The 20,380-nt window shown below is 70.6% G+C and carries 20 protein-coding genes; 4 read left to right on the forward strand and 16 right to left on the reverse strand.

The features are described from left to right. Positions 1-9 precede the first annotated feature (9 nt). Positions 10-372 carry a hypothetical protein gene (locus AKJ08_RS08140; RefSeq protein ID WP_050725607.1) on the reverse strand — a complete coding sequence of 121 codons (363 nt, stop codon included), beginning with the start codon at positions 370-372 and terminating at the stop codon, positions 10-12. 8 nt (positions 373-380) lie between these two features. Further along, on the reverse strand, positions 381-2,660 hold the full coding sequence (locus AKJ08_RS08145) for a transglycosylase SLT domain-containing protein (protein ID WP_050725608.1): 2,280 nt from the start codon (positions 2,658-2,660) through the stop codon (positions 381-383). A gap of 60 nt (positions 2,661-2,720) precedes the next feature. Between AKJ08_RS08145 and AKJ08_RS08150 the strand changes: the two genes are divergently transcribed. Together AKJ08_RS08150 and AKJ08_RS08155 are read left to right on the forward strand one after the other, a co-directional pair. Beyond that, positions 2,721-4,949, forward strand: coding sequence for a GAF domain-containing sensor histidine kinase (locus tag AKJ08_RS08150; protein WP_050725609.1), 2,229 nt, complete (start codon positions 2,721-2,723; stop codon positions 4,947-4,949). A gap of 60 nt (positions 4,950-5,009) precedes the next feature. Further along, complete coding sequence (locus AKJ08_RS08155) at positions 5,010-6,452, forward strand: sigma-54-dependent transcriptional regulator (protein ID WP_050725610.1); 1,443 nt, start codon at positions 5,010-5,012, stop codon at positions 6,450-6,452. 188 nt (positions 6,453-6,640) lie between these two features. Here the strand turns inward: AKJ08_RS08155 and rsmI are convergent, their stop codons facing one another. From rsmI to alr, 12 genes are all read right to left on the reverse strand, one after another. After that, positions 6,641-7,483, reverse strand: a complete 843-nt coding sequence (gene rsmI / locus AKJ08_RS08160) for a 16S rRNA (cytidine(1402)-2'-O)-methyltransferase (protein WP_050725611.1) — start codon at positions 7,481-7,483, stop codon at positions 6,641-6,643. A gap of 13 nt (positions 7,484-7,496) precedes the next feature. Then, on the reverse strand, positions 7,497-7,895 hold the full coding sequence (locus AKJ08_RS08165) for a YraN family protein (RefSeq protein ID WP_050725612.1): 399 nt from the start codon (positions 7,893-7,895) through the stop codon (positions 7,497-7,499). Next, on the reverse strand, positions 7,892-9,994 hold the full coding sequence (locus AKJ08_RS08170; RefSeq protein ID WP_050725613.1) for an ATP-binding protein: 2,103 nt from the start codon (positions 9,992-9,994) through the stop codon (positions 7,892-7,894). Before AKJ08_RS08170 ends, AKJ08_RS08165 begins: the two co-directional genes overlap by 4 nt. A gap of 162 nt (positions 9,995-10,156) precedes the next feature. After that, positions 10,157-10,525, reverse strand: a complete 369-nt coding sequence (rplS, locus tag AKJ08_RS08175; protein ID WP_050725614.1) for a 50S ribosomal protein L19 — start codon at positions 10,523-10,525, stop codon at positions 10,157-10,159. Positions 10,526-10,613: 88 nt separating this feature from the next. Further along, positions 10,614-11,300 (reverse strand): tRNA (guanosine(37)-N1)-methyltransferase TrmD, encoded by a 687-nt coding sequence (gene trmD / locus AKJ08_RS08180; RefSeq protein WP_050727487.1) that lies wholly within the window; start codon positions 11,298-11,300, stop codon positions 10,614-10,616. Between the two features lie 29 nt (positions 11,301-11,329). After that, positions 11,330-11,827: a ribosome maturation factor RimM gene (gene rimM / locus AKJ08_RS08185; protein ID WP_050725615.1), complete on the reverse strand. Its 498-nt coding sequence runs from the start codon at positions 11,825-11,827 to the stop codon at positions 11,330-11,332. A gap of 1 nt (position 11,828) precedes the next feature. After that, positions 11,829-12,056, reverse strand: a complete 228-nt coding sequence (locus AKJ08_RS08190; protein WP_050725616.1) for a KH domain-containing protein — start codon at positions 12,054-12,056, stop codon at positions 11,829-11,831. Positions 12,057-12,067: 11 nt separating this feature from the next. After that, positions 12,068-12,313, reverse strand: a complete 246-nt coding sequence (gene rpsP, locus AKJ08_RS08195; RefSeq protein WP_050725617.1) for a 30S ribosomal protein S16 — start codon at positions 12,311-12,313, stop codon at positions 12,068-12,070. A gap of 225 nt (positions 12,314-12,538) precedes the next feature. After that, positions 12,539-14,152, reverse strand: a complete 1,614-nt coding sequence (locus AKJ08_RS08200; RefSeq protein WP_050725618.1) for an MlaD family protein — start codon at positions 14,150-14,152, stop codon at positions 12,539-12,541. A gap of 12 nt (positions 14,153-14,164) precedes the next feature. Next, the gene (locus AKJ08_RS08205; protein ID WP_050727488.1) at positions 14,165-14,902 is read right to left on the reverse strand and encodes an ABC transporter ATP-binding protein; all 738 of its coding nucleotides are present in this window, start codon (positions 14,900-14,902) and stop codon (positions 14,165-14,167) included. Positions 14,903-14,918: 16 nt separating this feature from the next. Continuing rightward, a complete protein-coding gene (locus tag AKJ08_RS08210; RefSeq protein WP_240475468.1) occupies positions 14,919-15,728 on the reverse strand; it encodes an MlaE family ABC transporter permease in 810 nt (269 codons plus the stop codon). Positions 15,729-15,758: 30 nt separating this feature from the next. Then, entirely contained in the window at positions 15,759-16,931 is a 1,173-nt protein-coding gene (gene alr, locus AKJ08_RS08215; protein WP_082342924.1) for an alanine racemase, read from the reverse strand. Between the two features lie 214 nt (positions 16,932-17,145). Between alr and AKJ08_RS18575 the strand changes: the two genes are divergently transcribed. Then, on the forward strand, positions 17,146-17,595 hold the full coding sequence (locus AKJ08_RS18575) for a DUF3553 domain-containing protein (protein ID WP_082342926.1): 450 nt from the start codon (positions 17,146-17,148) through the stop codon (positions 17,593-17,595). Positions 17,596-17,598: 3 nt separating this feature from the next. Here AKJ08_RS18575 and AKJ08_RS08225 read toward each other — a convergent pair whose 3' ends face one another. Continuing rightward, the gene (locus AKJ08_RS08225; RefSeq protein ID WP_050725621.1) at positions 17,599-18,711 is read right to left on the reverse strand and encodes a glycosyltransferase; all 1,113 of its coding nucleotides are present in this window, start codon (positions 18,709-18,711) and stop codon (positions 17,599-17,601) included. Continuing rightward, a complete protein-coding gene (locus AKJ08_RS08230; RefSeq protein ID WP_050725622.1) occupies positions 18,712-19,995 on the reverse strand; it encodes an O-antigen ligase family protein in 1,284 nt (427 codons plus the stop codon). Between the two features lie 207 nt (positions 19,996-20,202). Between AKJ08_RS08230 and AKJ08_RS19210 the strand changes: the two genes are divergently transcribed. After that, positions 20,203-20,349: a hypothetical protein gene (locus AKJ08_RS19210; RefSeq protein WP_157370569.1), complete on the forward strand. Its 147-nt coding sequence runs from the start codon at positions 20,203-20,205 to the stop codon at positions 20,347-20,349. Positions 20,350-20,380 lie beyond the last annotated feature (31 nt).

A 20,380-nucleotide genomic window follows, 5' to 3' on the forward strand; every position in this document is an offset into this window, starting at 1 on the left:
CGAGGGTCCCTAGACCATCAGGGCGAGATCCTTGCGCCGCGCGATGCGAACCGCCTCTGCGAGCGCCTCGAGCTCCTCTTCCCGGATGGTGCGCACGTCGAGGAGCAGGCGGCCCCCCTCCATCCTGGCGATCACGGGGGGTGTCCCCTCGAGGAGGCGGTGCTGGAGGGCGGGAGCGTCTCCGAGGATCGCCACCGCGGTCGAGCCGGGGGCGATCGCGGCGGTCAGCCCCCTCTCCGTCAGGAGCCGTTGGAGCCGGATGGCGCGGGCCTCGGGGGCGCCTGCGCTCTGGTCGGGCGAAGCGCGGTCCGGCCCCTGCCGCGAACGACCGGTGGCGTCGATCACGTCCTCGCTGTGGGGTTCATCCGGCACGCTTCACCTCATTTCCCCTTCGCCTTCGCCGGCGCCATCGCCAGGAAGCGCGCGTCGCCCTTTCCATAGACGAGCCGGTAGGCGTTGAAGCTCCCAAGGACCCGCTTGACGTAGTGCCGGGTTTGCTCGATGGGAATCTCCTCCACGAACTCGTCGAGCTGGCGGTCGCCGCGGTCCGCGAGCCAGCGGGCCACCGCGCCCGGCCCGGCATTGTAGCTCGCGGCGGCCAGAGCGGGATTGCCGCCCCACCGCTCCAGCAGTGAGCCCATGTAGGCAGTTCCCAGCGTCACGTTCAGCTCGGGGTCGCGGAGGCTCGCGGGCGGCACCTTTCCGAGCTTCAGCTTCGTGGCCACGGCCTGCGCCGTGGAAGGCATCAGCTGGGTGAGGCCGATGGCGCCCGCCCATGAGACCACGTTCGGGTCGAGGCTCGACTCCTCCCGCATCAGCGCCTGCATCAGATCCGGCGGCACCTTGAACTGCTTGGCGTGCTTCTCGATCAGGTCGCGGTAGGCCATCGGGAAGGCGATGCGGAAGTGGATCGCGTCGTTGCCCTCGGGCCTGCCGCGGACGAGGGCCTTCAGCTCGGCGCGGGCGATCTGGTGCGCGGGCCTCCGGGCCTCGGCGCGATCGAGCAGCCAGGCGACGAGGAGCACCGGTTCGAGCGATCCCTTCGTCCGGAGCGCCTTGCGATCGATGGCGAGCAGCTCGTCGGTAGCCGCCTTGGGAAAGCCCAGGCGCAGGAGCTCGACGGCGCTGGCGAAACGCGGCTCGTCCCGCAGCGCCCCCACGGAGAGCTCGATCGGGGGAAGGAAGGCGGGCACCTCGGGGAGCTGCGCCTCGATCTCCGCGGCGAGCCGGGGCGCGAGGGCGCCGAGCCTGCCCCGGGCCAGCATCGCGTAGTAGCCGGCGGGGTGGCTGCGGAGGAGCCGCTCGTAGGTGACCACCGCCTCGACCTTCCGCCCGAGGTCGGCGAAGGTCCGGGCCTGCCAGTAGAGGGAGCGCTCGAGGTCGATGGGGTCCGGCGCCGACGCGTAGTCCCTCTCGATCCGCTGCAGGAACTCGAGGCCCTTGGCGGCCTCGCCGGCGTCGCGGTCGATCCAGAAGAGGCGGAAGAGGCCGTCGGGGCGGAAGTCCCCGTCGGGATATTCCTCCACCATGCGCACCAGCTCCGCGCGGGCCCCGGCGCGATCTCCCGCCCGGAGGCGGAGCTCGGCGGCGTAGACGAGGGCGTCGTCGGCGAAGGAGTGCCCCGGGTAGTCCTTGGCGAGGAGCTCGTAGACCTCGACGGCGCGGGCGGGCGCGACGATCGAGGCGCTGTAGCCGAGGATGTAGAGCGCCTTCACTCGGAGTGCCGGCTCCTTGCACTGACCGACGACGGGCTCGAGGGTGGCGATGGCCTGGGTGTGCTGGCGGAGCTTGCGGTAGCCGCGCCCCAGGGCGAAGCGCGCCTCGCAGGCCAGCGCGTCTGGGAGCTTCAACGAAGGGAGGAGCTTCTCGATCTGCTCGGTCCCCTCGCGGTTCCGCTCGACGTCGAGGAAGCCCTGGGCCCGCCGGACCTGATGGCGCAGCGTGGGCGGGTCTCGGGAGATCGCCTCGGCCCGCTGCCTCGCGTCCTCCGCCTGGGGCGCGAGAGGGTGCTCGCTCCAGAGCCGGAGCCAGGCCTCCCGCGCCTGCTTCTTCTCACCGAGCTGGGCGTGGAGCTCTGCCGCGAGGAAGAGCGCGGACGCGCCGTAGTCGACGCCCCAGGCGGGCGCGGCGCGCTCCCGAAGCGCGGCCAGGGGCGCGAGCGCGCCTCGAGCGTTGCCGCTCTGGCGCAGGGTCCGGGCCTGGGCGAGGCGGGCGTCGTCGGCCAGCACCGAGCCCTCCGGCACCTCGGCGTAGGCCTTGGCGGCGTCGGCCATCCGGTCCATGCGCTCGCGGGCGAGTCCCAGGTGCCAGGCGATCCGCGGCGCCAGCGCCGGGTAGCGCGGCAGCAGGGACTGGAGGATGGCCGCCGCCTCCTTCTCCTTGCCGATCTCGAGGGCCGACAGGGCGCGAAGCCACGCCACCTGGACGGAGCCGTCGTCGGCCTCGGTGAAGACGCGGTAGGCCTCAGCGTACTTCTCGGTCTCGAAGCGCTGGCGCGCGGTCCGGAGCTTTCCGTCCGCGAAATAGGGAGCGAGCCGGGCCTCGCCGAAGCGATCGCCGTCCTGGATGGCAGGCGTCTCCCCGGCTGCCGATGCGTGCGCGGAGATGGCGAGGGTGAGCGGCGCGAGGAGGAGGAGCAGGCGGCGGGCGGAGGTCGTCACGTCGTTCGCACGCTCGCCCGTCCACCGCGGACGTGTCAACCAGCGCTAAGATGCGCCCTGGTGGATATCCGAACCCAGAGCTCGCTCCTCGCCGCGATCGTCTCCGTGGCCCTCGCCGTGTCGATGCTCCTGCGTCCTCACCGCGCCAAGGCCCAGACGCACTTCGCCCTTCTATGCGCCGCGCTCACGGCGTGGTTCCTGGGCGACTTCCTCTTCGCGCTCACGGGCCACGACCTCTGGATGCGCGCCGCGTTCGCCAGCGGCGCGGCGGTCCCCGCCGCCGCTCTCGCCTTCTTCCTCGAGTTTCTCGGCGTCTCGCGGCGGTCGGCTCGCCGCGGCAGAGCCATCGCGTTCGTGGGCGCCTTCGGCGGCCTGGCGGTGGCGGCGACTCCGCTCGCGCGAATGCAGCCCGCGCGGATGTTCGTCGCCGCCTGGGTCTTCGGCGCCCTCGCCTTCTCGATCTCGCTGCTCTATCGGCGGATGCGCAGCACCCTCCCGCGGATCGAGAGGGCCCGCTTCGCCTACCTCTTCGTGGGCGCCGCCGCGGCGGTGGCCGCCTCGGCCCTCGACTTCCTGCCCAAGGCGGGCGTCACCTTCCCAGCGCTCGGGCCGATCGTCACGAGCCTCTATCTCTTCTTCCTCGCCCAGACCCTCCAGGTCTACCGGCTCCTCGACCTCCACGAGCTCTTCGGCAAGTTCGCCGCGCTCTCGCTCCTCGCGCTGATCCTCTCGTCGATCTTCGTCAGCCTCGTGATCTGGGCGGGCAACGCCACCGAGCTCTTCCTCTTCAACACGCTGATCGCGTCGTTCGTGATCCTCAACCTCTTCGAACCCTTGCGCGCCAAGGTCGAGGGGTGGGTGATCGCCACGCTCTTCCGCGAGCGCTACGAGCTGCTCCAGACCCTGGCCCGCCTCCGCACCCGCCTCTCGAGCGTGATCGATCCGCTCGAGCTCGCGCGGCTCTCGCTGGACACCTTCCACGACTCCCGGCGGGTGACCCACGCCTCGCTCTACCTCCTCGCCGACGCGCGGCCGGGCTTCTCGCTCATCGACCACCGGGGGCCGTCGCCGATCTCCTTCCTCGACGCGAGCGCCGCCCGCGGCGTACTCGCCGTCGCCCGCGGCGGGCAGAAGGCCGTGCTCCTCGAGAACCTGGAGCGCCGCCTCCTCGAGCTCCGCAGGCTCCTGGGCCCGCCCACCCGTCAGTCTCGCGTGGTCGTGAGCCCCCAGGAGCGCCCGCGGCTGGTGGAGGAGCACAAGCGGCTCGGCGAGCTGCGCTCGGCCCTGACCGCCATGAAGGCGGGCATCTGCATCCCTCTCCTGGGCTCGGACCGCGTGATCGGCTTCCTGAACCTCTGCGACGAGCGGGTGCCGGAGGCCTACTCCTCGGACGAGATCGCCCTGATGCTCGAGATCGGCGAGCAGATCTCCACGGTCGTGGAGAACTCGAAGCTCTTCGACCGGATGAAGGAGAGGGATCGCCTCGCGGCCCTCGGCGAGATGGCGGCGGGCCTCGCCCACGAGATCCGCAACCCGCTGGGCGCGATCAAGGGCGCCGCCCAGTTCCTCGACCCCGACAGGCTCGGCGGCGAGGAGGGCGAGTTCCTCCAGGTGATCGTCGAGGAGGTCGATCGGCTGAATGGCGTCGTGACCCAGTTCCTGGACTACGCCAGGCCCCTGAAGGTCGCGGTCTGCCCCATCGACGTGAACGACGCGGTCGAGCGGACGCTGATGCTCCTGCGCACCAGCGTCCCGCCCCACGTCGAGATCGCGAGCGAGCTGGACTCGGCCATGCCCAAGGCCGCGAGCGACGCTGAGCAGCTCAAGCAGGTCCTCTTCAACCTCGTCCAGAACGCGGTGCAGGCGATGCCGGAGGGCGGGCGCGTGACCGTGAGCACCAGCGCCCCGCCCGACGAGACCAGCGGCTTCCACCTCACGTCCCGGGCGGCGGAGTACGTCGAGCTGCGGATCCGCGACACCGGGCCGGGGATCCCCGAGGCCGAGAGGGAGCACGTCTTCGTGCCCTTCTTCACCACCAAGGAGAAGGGGACGGGCCTTGGGCTCGCGATCTCCCAGCGGATCATCCGCTCCCACGGCGGGACGATCACGCTGCAGAGCCGCCCCGGCGAGGGGACGGAGTTCCTGATCCGCCTCCCGGCGGTGCAGGAGCCGAAGGCCGAGGCGCCGGAGGCCGGGAGCGAGCCCACCCCGGATCCCGGCCCCAAGCCCGCGGACCCGGGTGGCTCCCGCCGGCGGTCGCGCCGGGAGGGCGGCCGCCGAGCCCGGTAAGGCGACCCGGCGCCATCTTTGTGGTAGATCCGCGTGCAACCCGGGGGGAACTGGGTGCCCATGGCCGCAACGATCCTGATCGTCGACGACGAGCCCAACCTGCGGAAGGTCCTCGCCGCGACCCTCAAGCGCGAGGGTTACGAGGTCGAGCAGGCCGCCGACGGCGAGCAGGCGATCGAGCGCTTCGACGAAGGCGGGATCGACGTCGTCGTCTCCGACCTCGTGATGCCGAAGGTCGGCGGCTTCGACGTGCTCCGGCACGTCCTCGAGAAGGCGCCCGACGTGCCGGTGATCCTGATCACGGCCCACGGCACGGTGGATTCGGCCGTGCAGGCGATCAAGACCGGCGCCTTCGACTACATCACCAAGCCCTTCGAGCAGAGCGAGCTCCGGCAGGTGATCGCGAAGGCGGCGCGGACCCGCGACCTCACGCGCAACAACCTCTCCGGCCCCTTCGAAGGCGAGAAGCTCCCGTCGCGCATCGTCGGCCAGTCGCAGGCGATCCAGGATATCTACCGAATCGTCGAGAAGGTCGCGGACACCCCCTCCACCGTGCTGATCACCGGCGAGAGCGGCACGGGGAAGGAGCTGGTCGCCCAGGCCCTGCACCGGGGCTCGTCGCGGCGGAACCAGCCGCTGATCAAGATCAACTGCGCCGCGATCCCCAAGGACCTGATGGAGTCGGAGCTCTTCGGCTACGAGCGCGGCGCCTTCACCGGCGCCGTGACGTCGAAGCCGGGGCGCTTCGAGCTCGCGGACGGCGGCACGCTCTTCCTGGACGAGATCGGCGAGATCCCGATCGAGATGCAGGTGAAGCTCCTGCGGGCGCTGCAGGAGAGCGAGTTCGAGCGGGTCGGCGGCGTGAAGACCCTCAAGGTCGACGTCCGCCTGATCGCCGCGACCAACCGGGACCTGCACAAGGAGATCCAGGCCGGGCGGTTCCGCGAGGACCTCTTCTACCGGCTGAACGTGGTCCCGGTCTCGCTCCCCGCGCTCCGCGACCGCCGCAGCGACATCCCGCTCCTCGTGGAGTTCTTCCGGGAGAAGTACAACCGCAAGCTGAACAAGCGGATCGACGCCGTGGAGCCCGAGGCCATGGAGGCGCTCCAGGCCTACGCCTGGCCGGGCAACATCCGCGAGCTCGAGAACCTGATGGAGCGCTCGCTGCTCTTCGCCGACGGGCCGACGATCCGCCACGAGGACCTGCCCGAGAACCTCCGCGAGATCGCCCCCGTGGCGCATGCCGCTCTGCCGGCGCCTGCGTTCGTCTCCGTCTCGGTTCCCGCCGCGGCCCCCTCCCACACCGACGCGAGCGCGTCGATGAAGGACATCGTCAAGGGCGCCGCCGCCGCGCTGGAGCGCGACCTGATCACGCGCGCCCTCGACGAGACCGGAGGCAACGTCACCCAGGCGGCGAAGAAGCTCCAGATCTCGCGAAAGTCGCTCCAGAACAAAATGAAGGAGTTCGGGCTGCGCGACCCGGACGAGCGCACGGCGGGCTGACGCCGAGCGCACCTGACGTGTCACGCATACGTGAGACGGCCTCCGCTCTGCCCGATGCTCAGAGCGTGTGAAGAAATCGCCCCCGCGGCGCGGGAGCGATTCCTTCATCTCGCGCTACGCGCGAGAAGCGCTCCTTTTCGTTTGCTCGCCTCCGGCTCGCGAGAGTTCGTGAATTTCTTCACGAACTCTCAGCGCTCCTCGGACGCAAGCTCCAGCGCTCGTCGGTAGACGTCCTTCTTCGCGAGGCCCAGCGCTTCGGCGACCTCCCGCGACGCGTCCTTCACCGACGCGCCCGCGGCGAGGCGCCCCCGCAGGAGCCCGTCCACATCGGCCTCGGTGGACGGCGCGGCCCGGGGCGCCCCTTCGATCACCAGGGTGATCTCGCCGAGGACCTCTCCCGAGAAATGCTCGGCAAGCTCGGAGAGCGTGCCGCGGACCAGCTCCTCGTGGAGCTTGGTGAGCTCACGGGCCACGCAGGCCCGCCGGTCGCCAAGCGCCTCCCGAAGGTCCAGGAGGGTCTCGCCCAGGCGCCGCGGGGACTCGAAGAGGAGCAGGGTCCCGGTGGACGCGCGGAGCTCTTCCAGGGCCTCCTTGCGGGTGCCGCCCTTGCGGGGGAGGAAGCCGAAGAAGGTGAAGCGCTCCGTGGGGAGGCCGCTCGCGGCGAGCGCGGCGAGGGGAGCCGACGCGCCGGGGATCGGCACCACGCGGACGCCGGCCTCCACGGCGAGGCGGACCACCTCGCTCCCGGGGTCGGAGATCCCCGGCATCCCCGCGTCGGTGACGAGGGCCACATTTTCGCCTGCCACGAGGCGATCGACGAGGCCTGCGGCCCGGCGCTTCTCGTCGAAGGCCGGGAGCGAGGTCACGCGGGTGGAGACACCGACGCGATCCAGGAGGATGCGCGTGTGGCGGGTGTCCTCGCAGGCGACGAGCTGCACGGCGCCGAGGGTCTCGATCGCGCGACGGCTGATGTCGGCGAGGTTCCCGATTGGCGTGCCGACGAGGTAGAGGGTTCCCTTCTCCTGGGCCAAGTCCTTCTCCGCTTCAGCAGGCGCCTTCGGCGTCGAAGGCGCCCTCGATCCAGTGGAGCTCGTCCTCGCCCTCCCCCCGATCGATCACGGTGATCACGTCGAAGCGGATGAAGCGCTGGTTGAGCAGATTCGCGCGGACGGCCCAATCGGTGGCGGCCGCGATCACGCGGCGGCGCTTTCGAAACGAGATGCTCTCGAGGGGATGCCCGAATCCGGTGCCGGTCCGGCTCCGAACCTCGACGAAGACGAGGGTATCGCCCTTGGAGGCGACGATGTCCACCTCGCCCCGACGGCAGACGTGGTTCCGGTCGAGGATCTCCCAGCCCTGCTCCTCGAGCCACGCAGCCGCCCGCGCCTCGGCGGCGAGGCCGCGGGCGCGCCGCTCCGAGGGCCTGGCGGGCGCGCGGCTCACTTCGCCTCCAGGACCTGCGCGCCTTCGCGCATCGAGGCCAGGCGGGTCCGGTGGAGGATCTGGGTGCGCGCGGCGATCCCCAGGAGGATCCGCGCGACGAGGGCCTGGCGCTCGGCGTCGAGGCCTGCGAAGGGATCGTCGAGGATCACGGGGAACGGCCGCTTCTCCGCCTGGGAATCGAGGATCGCGAGGCGGAGGGCCAAGTAGGCCGAGTCGCGATCCCGCGCGGCCATCGAGCCGAAGGCGTGCTCTCCAACGGACCCGCCGCAGCGGATCGCGCCGCTGCCCGTCCACGTGAGCCGCTCGTAGCGCGCGCCCGAGAGCTGCGCGAGGCAGCTGGACGCGCGGCCGCCGAGGGCCGCCAGGAGCTCCTCGCGCGAGGCGAGGAAGTGCGCACAGGCCGCGCCGAGGAGCTCGGACGACGGATCGCCGCCAGGGCTGGTCGCGGGCGGTGCCGACGGCGGTCGCCCGAAGCCGGATGCCTGGGGCAGCCGCGGGCCGCCGGGCAGCGCCGAACCGCCTGAGCCTGCAACCAGCGGTGACAACGCGCCGAGGCCGGGTGACGAACCCTTCAGCTGGAACGCGCCGATACCGGAAGGCGTCCCTTGCGATGGGAGCGCGCCGAGGCCGGAGGGAGGCGCCGCCATGAAGGCGCCGAAGCCGGCCGCGCCGAAGCCGGCCGCACCCTGGAGCGCTTGCCTCTCCGGGGCCCCTGCGCCGAAGGCGTCCTGCCGCAGCCGCTCGAGCTCCGCGTCGATCTCCGAGACGGTGCGGAACATGCCCGCCGCGGCGACGGCGCCCTCGACCTCCCGGAGCCTGGCCTCCAGCCCGGGCCGAGCGGCTGCCGCCGCACGAAACTCGGGAGCCGCGCGCGCTGCGTCGACCGCGCCCCGCCGCCCCACGACCCGCTCCCGTGCAGTAGCGCGGGAGCGGAGCCACTCGGCGAGCGCCCCGACCTCTTCGACCCCGACGGCGGACATTGCGCGCCGGACCTCGAGCGTCGCCTCGTCCCACTCCGCGGAGGCCTTCCGCTCCCGCTCACCGAGGTAGCCCGTCCTGCGGCCGGCGCTCGATCGCCGCTGCCGGTCGCCGACGACCATGAGCGCGAGGGTCGCCGGGAGGCCGAACGACGGAATCGCGAGGAGCGCCACCACCTTCCACGGCGTAATGAGCGCGATCAACCAGAAGGCGAGCGCCGCGCCGACGCCGGCCCAGAACCGCCAATCCTTCTCCAGGGGCCGCGGGCCAGGGCCGTCGATCCTCGCGGCGACCCCTTCGCGGTTCGCCTGGAGTCGTGCGAGGGCCTCGTCCCGGCGGGCGGTGGCCTGGTCGAAGGACGCCAGGCGTGCGCCGAGATCGTCAGCCACTGCAGGCTCGAAGTCGTAGGCCGCGGCCTCGGCGATCGCCGAGGCCAGCTCGCCGTCGAGGCGCTCTACACGGCCCAGGTGCTCGTCCACCTCGCGCAGGCGCGCCTCGATTTCCTCCACCTGCCGTTGCAACCCCTCGACCTTCCTCGCCTCGTTCCGCTCCGCTTCGAGCGCCGCGATCGCCCGGCCAACGGCGGCGGGATCGCCCCGCTCCACCGCGACCGGCTCCACCGGCGTCGGCTCCGCGAGCGGCGGGAGGCTCTCGAGGACCGAGGCGTCCGACGACACGGCGTACGGCTCGTCCAGCACCGGTCTCGCCGAGGGGAGCTCCTCTCCCGAGAGGCGGAAGAGGCTGGCGTAGGCGGTCCGGCCCGGAAGGCCGAGCTGCGACCGCAGATACGGACCGAGCTCGAGGACGTTCGTCGAGCTGTTCTCGAACTTTCCGGCAGCGGAATCGAGGCGCTGGAGCGCGCTCGCCCCCCGCAGGTCGCGCACGATCCGCCAGACCGTCCCGTCCTGGCTTCGAAGGGTGAGCGCCGCCCGGAAGGACGCGGCGCCTGGCGCCTCGAACCTCCCCGCCTCGACGCGGCCATCGTCGGGATAGAGCAGCGCCTCGAGCGCGGGCCAAGGGTCGGCGTCCGCGTGAAGAACCTGGATGCCCGGAGTGAACGCGAGCCGAAGCTGCGCCGGAAATCCCTTCCAGCCCTGGAGGATCAGCTCGTGCAGGCGCATCGGCGTCAGCTTATTCGATGGCCCACGAACACTCGCGAGATTTCGGCCAGAAAAACGAACGCCCGAGAAGCCCAGACATCGGGCCCTCGGGCGCGTACCGGGCTCGCGCTGCGGGCCTCCACCCTCCGTGCGGAGAGCAGAGACTTCGCGCGTGCCCTTCGACTACTTCGTGTCGGCGGCGCGGACTTCCTCACCGCGGAGGCGCGCGGCCTTCCCGTGGAGATCGCGGATGAAGTAGATGCGGGCGCGACGCACGCGGCCGCCGCTGACGACCGTGATCTTCTCGATGCGCGGCGAATGCATGGGGAAGGTGCGCTCCACGCCGACGCCGTAGGAGACCTTGCGGACGGTGAAGGCGGAGCGGAGGCCAGCGGCCCGCTTCTTGAGGACGATCCCCTCGAACATCTGGACGCGCTCCTTGTCGCCTTCCTTGATCTTCGTGTGGACGCGGATCGTGTCGCCGGCGTTGAAGTTGGGGACGTCGACGCGGAGCTGCTTGCTCTCGATCGACTGGATCACGGGGTTGCGCATGTTCTAGAGACCTCTGGCCCATCGGGCCGGCTTCGAACGTGAGCATGCGTCCTATGGAGCATCCACCCTGGATGCCCTGCGCAGCGGCTCACGCCTCGTCGAGAAGAGCCCGATCCGCCTTGCCCAGCTCGAGCCGGGAAAAGAGGTCGGGTCGCTTCTCTTTCGTCCGGAGGAGGGCGTGCTTGCGACGCCACCGCGCGATCTTCGCGTGGTCGCCCGAGAGCAGGACCTCCGGAACTTTCATCCCCCGGAAATCCGGGGGTCTCGTGTACTGCGGGTACTCGAGGAGCCCTTCTTCGAAGCTCTCGATTCCCGCGGATTCTACGTTGCCCAACACGCCCGGCACGAGCCGGGAGCAGGCGTCTACCACACAAAGGGCCGCGAGCTCACCTCCCGTGAGGACGAAATCGCCCACCGAGAGCTCCTCGTCGGCGAACGAGCGGATCCGCTCGTCGAAGCCCTCGTACCGCCCGCAGACCAGGATGAGGCGGCCGACGTCGCGGTATTCGCGCGCCACCGCCTGCGTGAAGGTCCGGCCGCCCGGGTCGAGGAGCACCACCCTGCAGGGCCCGTCCATCGCCGCCTTCGCGGCCTCGATGGCCTCCACGAGAGGCTCGGGCTTCATCACCATGCCGGCGCCGCCGCCGTAGGGGACGTCGTCCGTCACGTGGTGCTTGTCGTGGGCGTGATCGCGGATGTCCCGGACGCGCACCTCGACGAGGCCGCGCTGAGCCGCCTTGCCCAGGATGCTCTCCGAGGCGGGTCCCTCGATCATCCGGGGGAAGAGCGTGAGGACCTCGAAGATCACGCCGACTCCACCGGCGCGACCACGATCCGCCTGGCCTGGAGATCGACCTCGACCACGTACGGGTCGGAGAAGGGCACGAAGGCCTCGTCCTTCCCGTCCCGCACGATCAGGACCGGCACCTCCGCCGTGTCGACGACCTCCTCCACCCTGCCGAGGGAGGTGCCGTCCGAGTCGAAGGCGGCGAGGCCCACGAGGTCGCGGATCCAGAACTCGTGCTCTTCCAGGGCCGGGAGCTGCGCCTCGTCGAGGAGCACTTCCCGGCCGCGGAGCGCATCCACCGCCTCCGGCGTCTCCACGCCGTCGAGGACGAGGATAACCTGCCCTTTTCGCCCGGGGCCTGCGCGCCGCACCTCGAAGCGGGCGGGCGCCTGCCCCCCTGCACCGAGATGGACGTGATCGACGCCGAAGAGCGAGTCGCTCGACGGATTGTCGAGCGTCACGACGACGGCGCCTCGAACCCCGTGGGGCCTGGCGATGAGGCCGACGCGAATCACGTCAGTCCCGGATCTCTAGGGCGGCCTTGCGGCCGAGGGTCTGTGCGCGGGCGGAGATCAAGGTCCGGAGCGCCTTGGCCGTTCGACCCTGGCGTCCGATCACCCGGCCGAGATCGCCCGGAGCGACGGTGAGCACCAGCGTGGTCGTGGCGCCCTCCTGTTCCTCGATCTCCACGAGCTCGGGCTCGTCCACGAGCGCCTTCGCGACGTATTCGAGCAGCTCGCGCACGAAACAACCCTTCAGGCCGCGGAGGCGGCCTTGTGGCTCTTGATCAGGTTCTTGACCGTGACGGTCGGAACCGCGCCGTTCTTGAGCCACTTCTCGAGCTTGACGTCGTCGAAGCTGACCTTCGGGCCGGCCGGGTCGTAGGAGCCGACCTGCTCCAGGAACTTCCCGTCGCGGGGGCTCCGCGAGTCGGTCGCGATGATGTGGTAGAAGGGCGCCTTCTTCGCGCCGGCGCGCGCAAGCCGCAGGTGGACCGCCATGGTTCTTCCCTCGATGGTGGGCGCTTCGTGCCCCACGGTCGTTGGTTCGCGAATACGAACGGGCCCCAAGCCCAGGAACACTCGTCCCGCGAAAGCGGGCGCTTGTACCGCCCCGGCTCCGGCGATGTCAAGCAAAGCGCGCCGCCCAGAGGAAATCGGAGGCGGGCCGGACTTCTTCGCGCGATCGCGCCTTTCCGTTGCTCCGCCTCCGGCCCCGCCCGCCCGTCAGGGCACCGCGCTGACGAACGACGAGAAGAGCAGCTTGAGGTCGTCGTCGGTGAAGAAGAGGCCGCCGCCCGCGATCGCCTCCCGCCCGGCCCGGAAGCGTCCGGTGAGCGCCTCGAAATACGGCGAGTTGGCGACGTCGTCCATACCGGCGGACACGTAGAGGTGATCGAGGAAGATCAGGTTCGCGTACGCCCTCACCCTCGGGAACTCGCTCTCGGGGTTGGTGAAGTCGAAGACGTCGACTCGGAACATCAGGTGGTCGTTGAGGAAGTGCAGGTCCAGGCCCACGCCGCCCGTGGACTCGATCAGGCCGAAGCGGAAGGTCGCGAAGGCCGAGCGCTTGGCGAACTCCACGGTGAACTTGAGCCGGTCGCTCGTGGTCCGGATCTCCTGGTTCGCCTGCTCGAGCTGGCCCGGCGGCGTCCTGACCACGGTCTCGCGGCTGATGTGGCCGATCGGATCGTCCACCAGCTCGAGGAGGAAGTACTTGTCGGGGGCGGGCATCAGCCGGACCCCGAAGTAGGTCTTCGCCTCCTGGGCCCGGAAGAGGTACTCGGAGCGGAGGACCAGCTCGACCTGGAGGCGGCTGAGCTTGTTGACGTAGTTGGCGGCGTTGGTGACGGCGGAGTCGACCTTCTCGCCCAGCTCCTTGTCGGAGACGAGCTTGCCCAGGGTCCCCTCCCCCTTGTCGATCCGCCGGGTGATGGACTCGAGGTTGGCCAAGGTCGCGTTGAGGTTGGCCAGGCTGTTCTGGATCCCGCCGGCCTCCTCGAGGGCCTCGGGGTTCTTGCCGATCACCGCGTGGATCGAGGCGACGACGTCCCGGGCCTGCTCGGTGATCACGCGGACGTTGGTGATGATCACGGAGACGTCCTCCTTGTGCGCGTCGGTGATGGAGCGCACGTCGGCCGTGATCGCCTCCGCGTTCCGGAGGACCACGTCGAGCTGCCGGGAGGAGCGAGTGGCGGTCGCGTTGAGGGTCTGGGAGACCTGGGCGATGTTCGCGATGATCTCCCTGATCGTTCCCTTTTCCCCCTCGACCAGATCGCGGACCGACTTCGTCACCGACTGGATGTCGCCCGCCACCTCTCCCAGCGTGTCGAAGACCTGCTCCATGCTGACGGCCTCCTGCACGTTCTGGATCTCGCTCCCGGGCGGTAGCGGCTCCAGGCCCGACGTCGCCGGAGGTGGGTCCGGAACGGAGGGCATGGCCCGCGCCTGGGCGTGGGGATACCGTCGCTTGTTCTCCGCTCGGGGCGCTGCGGGCTGGGCCGAGCCGGGCGTGAGGTCGAGGAGGTAGTCCCCCAGGATCGAGGTGCTCCTCTTGGCGACGACGGCGTTCGGATAGATGGGGATGTCCTTGCGCACGTTGAAGAAGACGCGGGCCTTCCCCTCGACGAGCTCGATCCGCACGACCTTCCCCACCTGCACGCCAGCCACCCTCACCTCGGACTTGGGCGCGAGGCCGGAGGCGTCGGAGAATGCGGCCCAGTACTCGTACGCTTGGCGCGACGAGACGTGCTCCCGGATGAGGGAGAAGAAGATGAAGAAGGCGACGATCCCCAGGACGACCAGGAGACCGACCTTCACTGGCGTGACGATGCCCCGCAAATGGCCTCCAACTTAGGCACGCCCGAACCAGGTCTGCAGGAAGGTGCGGACATGAGGATGCTCCGACTCCCTGAGCTCATCCGGGGGTAAGAACTCGACGATCTTCCCGTGGTGAAGGACGGCGATCCGGTCGGCGACCCGGAACGCGCTCGGGATGTCGTGGCTGATCACGAGGCTGGTGACGCCCAGGCGGTCGCGGGCGTTCTCGATCATCTCGTTCACCGATTCGGTGGTGATCGGATCGAGGCCCGTCGTGGGCTCGTCGTAGAGGACGATCTTCGGGTCGCGGGCGATCGCCCTCGCCAGGGCGACCCGCTTGCGCATGCCGCCCGAGAGCTCTGCCGGCATCTTGCGATCCACTCCATCGAGGTCGACCAGCCGGAGCTTCTCGTCGACCACCTCGCGGATCTGGGACTCGGAGAGCTCGTGCTGGTGCTCGCGGAGCGGGAAGGCGACGTTCTCGAAGACCGTCATCGAGTCGAAGAGCGCGGAGAACTGGAAGACCATCCCGAACTTGCGCCGCACCCGATTGAGGTCCCTGCCGGAGAGCTTCGAGATCTCCTCGCCGTCGACCAGGACCCGCCCCGAGTCGGGGTGGAGCAGGCCGATGATGTGCTTCATGAGCACCGACTTCCCCGATCCCGAAGAGCCGAGGATCACCACGGTGGTCCCCTCCTCGACCGAGAGGTTCACGCCCCGGAGCACGTGGTTCTCGGCGAAGGACTTGTGGAGGTCGATGACCTCGATCATCGGCCGGCCGGCCATGTCAGACCCTCGACCACCAACCCATCATCAGGTTGGTCAGCCAGTAGTCGAGCACCAGGATGAGCACCGAGCTCATCACCACGGCCTGGGTGGTGGCGACGCCCACGCCCTTGGCCCCGCCCCCGGCGTAGAAGCCCTTGAAGCAGGCGGAGAGCGAGATCACGAGGCCGAAGACCGCCGCCTTCACCAGCCCGCCGAAGACGTCCTCGAGGTCGACCCAGGACTGGATGCGGCTCCAGAACTCGGCCTCGCTGATCCCCTCCATGAGGACCGCGACCACGTAGGCGCCGAAGACGCCGACGACGTCGAAGATCATCGTCAGGATGGGGAGCGCGAGGAGTCCGGCGATGACGCGAGGCACCAGGAGGTAGTGGAGCGGGTTCACCGCCATCGTGGCGAGGGCGTCGATCTGCTCGGTCACCCGCATCGAGCCCAGCTCGGTGGCGATGGCGGAGCCGGCCCTCCCCGTGACCATCAGGCCGGTGAGCACGGGCGCGAGCTCCCGGGTGAGCGAGAGCGCTACGGCAGCGCCCACCAGGCCCTGTGCGTTGAACATCCGGAACGCGAGGGTGGTCTGCACGCCGAAGACGGCGCCGGTGAAGATCGCCGTGAGGACCACCACCGAGATGGAGCCGACGCCGATCGCCTCGAAGGAGCTGAGGAAGTTGCCGAGGCGGTACGGCGGGCGGATGGCCTGGATCGCGACCTTCGTCGCGAGGATCGCCATCCCGCCCAGGTCTGACAGGACCAGGAGCACGCCGTCGCCGATATAGCCGAGGACGGCCGCGATGCTACGGAGGATGGATTTCAAGAGAGGCCCCGACGTCGTCGCGGCGCTCTCTCAGCCCCCCACGAAACGGCGCGGAACGCGGGGACCGATGCCGCAGAAGATCTCGTAGTGGATCGTCCCGCACGCCCGGGCGAGCTCTTCGGCGCGGATCTCGTCGTCGCCCTGCGCACCGATGAGCACCGCCTCGTCACCGACCGTGACACGCTCCACGTCGGTCACATCCACCATGACCTGATCCATGGTCACCGTGCCGGCGATCCGCACGCGTTTGCCTCCGATCAGCACCTCGCCGACGTTGCTCAGCAGACGGTCGTAGCCGTCCGCGTAGCCCACGGGGAGCGTCGCGATCCTCGAAGGGCGACGCGCGATCCATCGGGATCCGTAGGAGACCGGGGCGCCGACGGGCAGCTCCTTCACATGCGTCACGGCGGTCGACAGGCGCATCACCGGCCGAAGCGGGATCCGGGACCGCAGGTGCTCCGCGGGAGGGCTGCCGTAGAGCAGCATCCCCGGGCGAACGAGGGTGCCGCGGGCGTCCTCCCTCGAGAGCAGCGCCGCGCTGTTCGCGTGGTGGATCCAGCGCGGATCGAGGCCGCGGGCCCGCATGGCCGAGGCGGCGGCGGCGAGCTGATCCATCTGCCGCGAGGTGAGCGGATCGCCCTCGACGTCGGCGTTGGGGAGGTGGGTCGCGATCCCCTCGAGGTCCACGCCGTGGGTCCGGGCGGCGTCGAGGAAGTCCGAGAGCTCGTCGGGCTGGATCCCGACCCGCCCCATGCCGGTGTCGAGCTTGAGGTGGGCCACGGCCGGCAGGCCCAGGCTCCGGGCGGCGGCGCCCAGGCCCTCGAGCTGCTCCTTGCGGAAGACGACGGGGGTGAGCCTCTCGGCCAGCATCAGGTCGAAGCGATCGGCGTACGCGCCGTCGAGTACCAGGATCGGCGTGTCGATCCCCGCGGCCCGGAGCTCGAGCCCCTCCTCCACCAGCCCCACACCGAGGAAGGCGACGCCTTCGGCGGCGATCGCCCGGGCGCAGGGGACGGCGCCGTGCCCGTAGGCGTTGGCCTTCACCACTGCCAGCACCCGGGCATCACGGGCCACGGCGCGGATTTGCCTGAGGTTGTGGACGAGAGCCGCGAGGTCGATGGTCGCGATCGTGGGCCGCAAAGGCCTTCCATCCCACACTGGCGGAGCGATCCGTGCCGCCTCGGCGCTCGACTGCTTCGACATCGTCTTCCTCGCCCCCGACGGGTACTCCGGTCGGTGGTTTCGCGTCAAGGAACGGCCGAAGAGGAAAAACTACGCCTGGGGTTCGGTCGTGTCTCCGCGGGGTCGGCCGCGCGATCGCAGGGTCACGAACGGGGAAGCGCGAACGGAGATTGTTCGCGCGGCCCTGATCCCCTATGGTGCGCGCCCTTTTTCCCGAAGCGAAGCGGAGCACGAAGTGGACGTTCAGAAGGTGGGCGGCGAGGTCGACGGGTACTGCACCCGGTGCAGGATGGTCCTGGGACACACGATCCTGGCGATGGTTGGGACGAAGATCGCAAGGGTGCGCTGCAACACCTGCATGGGCGATCACGTGTTCCGCCCGCAGCCTCCCGGTACCAAGGTCGAGAAGGCCCGCGGCGAAGGCGTGGTGCGCCCCAAGGCGAGGGCCGCTCCCCGCGAACGGGCGGAGGTTCGCCCGTTCGAGAGCCTCTTCAGCGAGAGGGCGCTCGCCCGCGCGCGACGCTATTCGCCGAAGGAGCGCTTCTCCGAGGGCGACGTGGTCGAGCACCCGACCTTCGGCCTCGGGCTGGTGGAGGGCGTCCGCCACGACAAGATCGACGTGACGTTCAAGGCCGGCGGGAAGACCCTCGTGCACGGCCTCGGCGCGCCTGCCTCCGGGGCCTGAACGTCAACCGAGGACTGCCTCGTAGAGCCGGTTGAAGCGTTGGGCCATGTGCCCGATCTCCAGGTGCTCCTCGACGAACGCGCGCGCACGGGTCCCGAAGGCGCGCGCCTCGTCCGGCTCCTCTAGGAGCCGTTCGATCGCGTCCGCCAGGCGGGCGGGCGATCGGGGAGGAACCAGGAGTCCCCTGGTGCGGCCGTCGACGAGCTCGGGCGTGCCGCCCACCGCCGTCGCCACCACGGGCAGGCGCGAGGCCATCCCCTCGATCACCGAGTTGGAGAGGCCCTCGGCGTAGCTGGACGAGATCAGCATCCGGCAGCGGCCGAGGATCGCCGGCACGTCCGCGCGGTGGCCGAGCAGGTGCACGTGATCCGAGATCCCGAGCGCCGCGGCGCAGCGGACGATCGGCCCCCGCCTCTCGCCCTCCCCCACCAGCACCAGGTGCAGCGACGGGAAGCGCGGCGCCAACCTCGCGACGGCCTGCACCACGTCCTCCTGGCCCTTGATCGGGTGGAGGTTGGCGATCACCGCCGCCACCAGGGAGCCGGGAGGAACCGGGAGCGCCATGTCGAGCGGCGCTGCCGCGCGCGCGTCGAAGCGGCCCAGATCGATGCCGTTCCGGACGAGGACGATCCTCGACGGATCGATCCCCTCCTCGACGCGGAGCTGGCGGGCGATCGCCTCGGCGTTCACCTGGACCTTGTCGGCGAGGCGGCTCGCCCAGGCGAGGGCCAGGCGTCTCCGGGGACCGTGCCAATGGGCCAGGTCGAGGCGGCTCACGATCACCTTGGCGCCGGCGAGCCGGGCCGCCGGCACGGCCACGAGGTTCGTGTAGAAGTCCTGGGCGTGGACGAGCCGGACCTGCTGTGCGCGCATCCAGATCGCGAGCCGCGCCACGGTGCCGAAGGTCATCGGGTGGGCGAAGCTCCGCGGCAGGCGGAACTCGGCGGGCTCCAGCCCCAAGGCCCGAAGCTCCGGCAGATGGCGCCCCCGTGTATCGAGGGCGGCGACTAGCGGGCGAAACGAGCCCCTGTCCGTCATCCGGACGCGCTCGACGAACTGCCCCTCGGCCCCGCCGACCCCCAGGATGTTCACGAGATGGAGGACGGTGGACGGCATTCAGAGGATCCCCACGTTCGGCTGGAGCTCGATCGGCCTCTCCCGGGCCTCTCGCTCGAAGCGCGCGAGGCGCTCGCTCGCCGTCGCGATCCCGAGCACGAGGAAGAGGAAGAAGCTCAGGGTGAAGCCCGCGAACATCTGGCAGACGAGGTAGCCGGCGATCGACGCGAGGAGGCCGCGCGCCTCGAGCCGCACCGGCGATCGCTCCTCGGTCGCCCACCACGCGCCTCGGATACAGGCGGCGAGGAGCGCGAGGAAGGCGACGAGGGTCGGGATGCCGAGCTCGGCGGCGACCTCGAGGAAGAGGTTGTGCGCGACGTAGGGGTGCCTGCCGGCGTCGTCCGGCGCGTAGGTGGCCCAGGCGGTCGTGAAGGCGGCGGCGCCGATCCCCGTGAGCGGACGGCGGGAGAGGATGTTGCCCGCGGTACGCCAGGCGTCGATGCGTCCCTGGGCGGAGAGGTCCTGCTCGTAGGTGGCGATGGTCTCCGTTCGCGCCCAGAAGCGTGACGGCGCGAGGGAGAGGAGCGCGATCGCTACGCCCCCCGCGACGAGGATCGAGCGCGTGCGGCTCCCCCGTCCGGCGAGGATGAACGCCAGGAGGCCCACTGCGAGGCCGAGGATCGCGCCGCGGCTGTAGGTCACGACGATGGCCCAGAGCTGCAGGCCGAGCAGCCCGAGGACGGCCGCCCGCGCCACCGGGTTCCGCAGGCGGCTGCGGAGGGTGAGGAGGAGCATCGCCGAGATCACGAGCGCCATCGCGAGGCGGTTCGGATCGAAGAAGGTCCCCACCCAGCGCGCGCGGTAGCCTTCGAGGAGATCGACGCCGGCGAGGGAGTTCGACACCGCGTAATAGGCTGGAACACAACCAGCCAGGGCGATGGCCCACGCGACGTTCCGCACCCGGGTCGGCGTGTCGAGGAGGCTCGCGGCGGAGACGAAGACCAGCCCCATCTTCAGCGCCTCGCCGGCCGCCCACTGGCTCGAGGCCGGATCGACGCTCCAGAGCGGGGAGAGCGCCGCGGCGCCCGCGAAGGCCCCAAGGCCGAGGACGCGCCAGCCGCCTGCGGTCGGGGCCGCGCCACCGAGGATCCACCTGCCGGCAAGGCCCGCCGCCATCAGGCCCGCGGTGACGACCCCCACCCGGGCCGGGCCGATGATCGGGAAGAGGTATTGGGGCAGCGCCCAGATGGTGATCGCGAAGACCCCGACCCCCAGCGCGCCGAGCTTCGACGCGAAGGACGACGAGCCCCTCGCATACGGATTCGGCACCGCGCTGGCGATCATGTTCCCCCTCCTCGAGCAGGAGGCTCGCGCGCCCCCCTCCGGCGCGCGAGCGACCTGGCCGATGCCCGGCTCTCCGGAAACTGGCCATGCCGAAGGGCGGTGACCGGCGAGAGACCTTCGTCCCTCGAGGGACGCTCCTTGCGCCTCCCGTGCCGCCGTCTCGCGTGTCGGGAAGGGCCCTGTCGGCAAGTTCGGCGAGGAAGATCGTTGGGCCGCCTGGGCCTCGATCTTCCGCCCGATCCCTCCCTCGACGCCTGCCTCGACGCGCTGCGGGCGCCGGTGCCGGGGCCTGCCTGCTCGCCCGCCCCATGGGTGCTCGCCGGGGAAGAGGCCTCGCCCCGGTCGGGTTGGTAGGCCGCCCAACGCCTTCCGGCGACGACCCCGG

Source organism: Vulgatibacter incomptus (genome assembly GCF_001263175.1).
GTDB lineage: Bacteria > Myxococcota > Myxococcia > Myxococcales > Vulgatibacteraceae > Vulgatibacter > Vulgatibacter incomptus.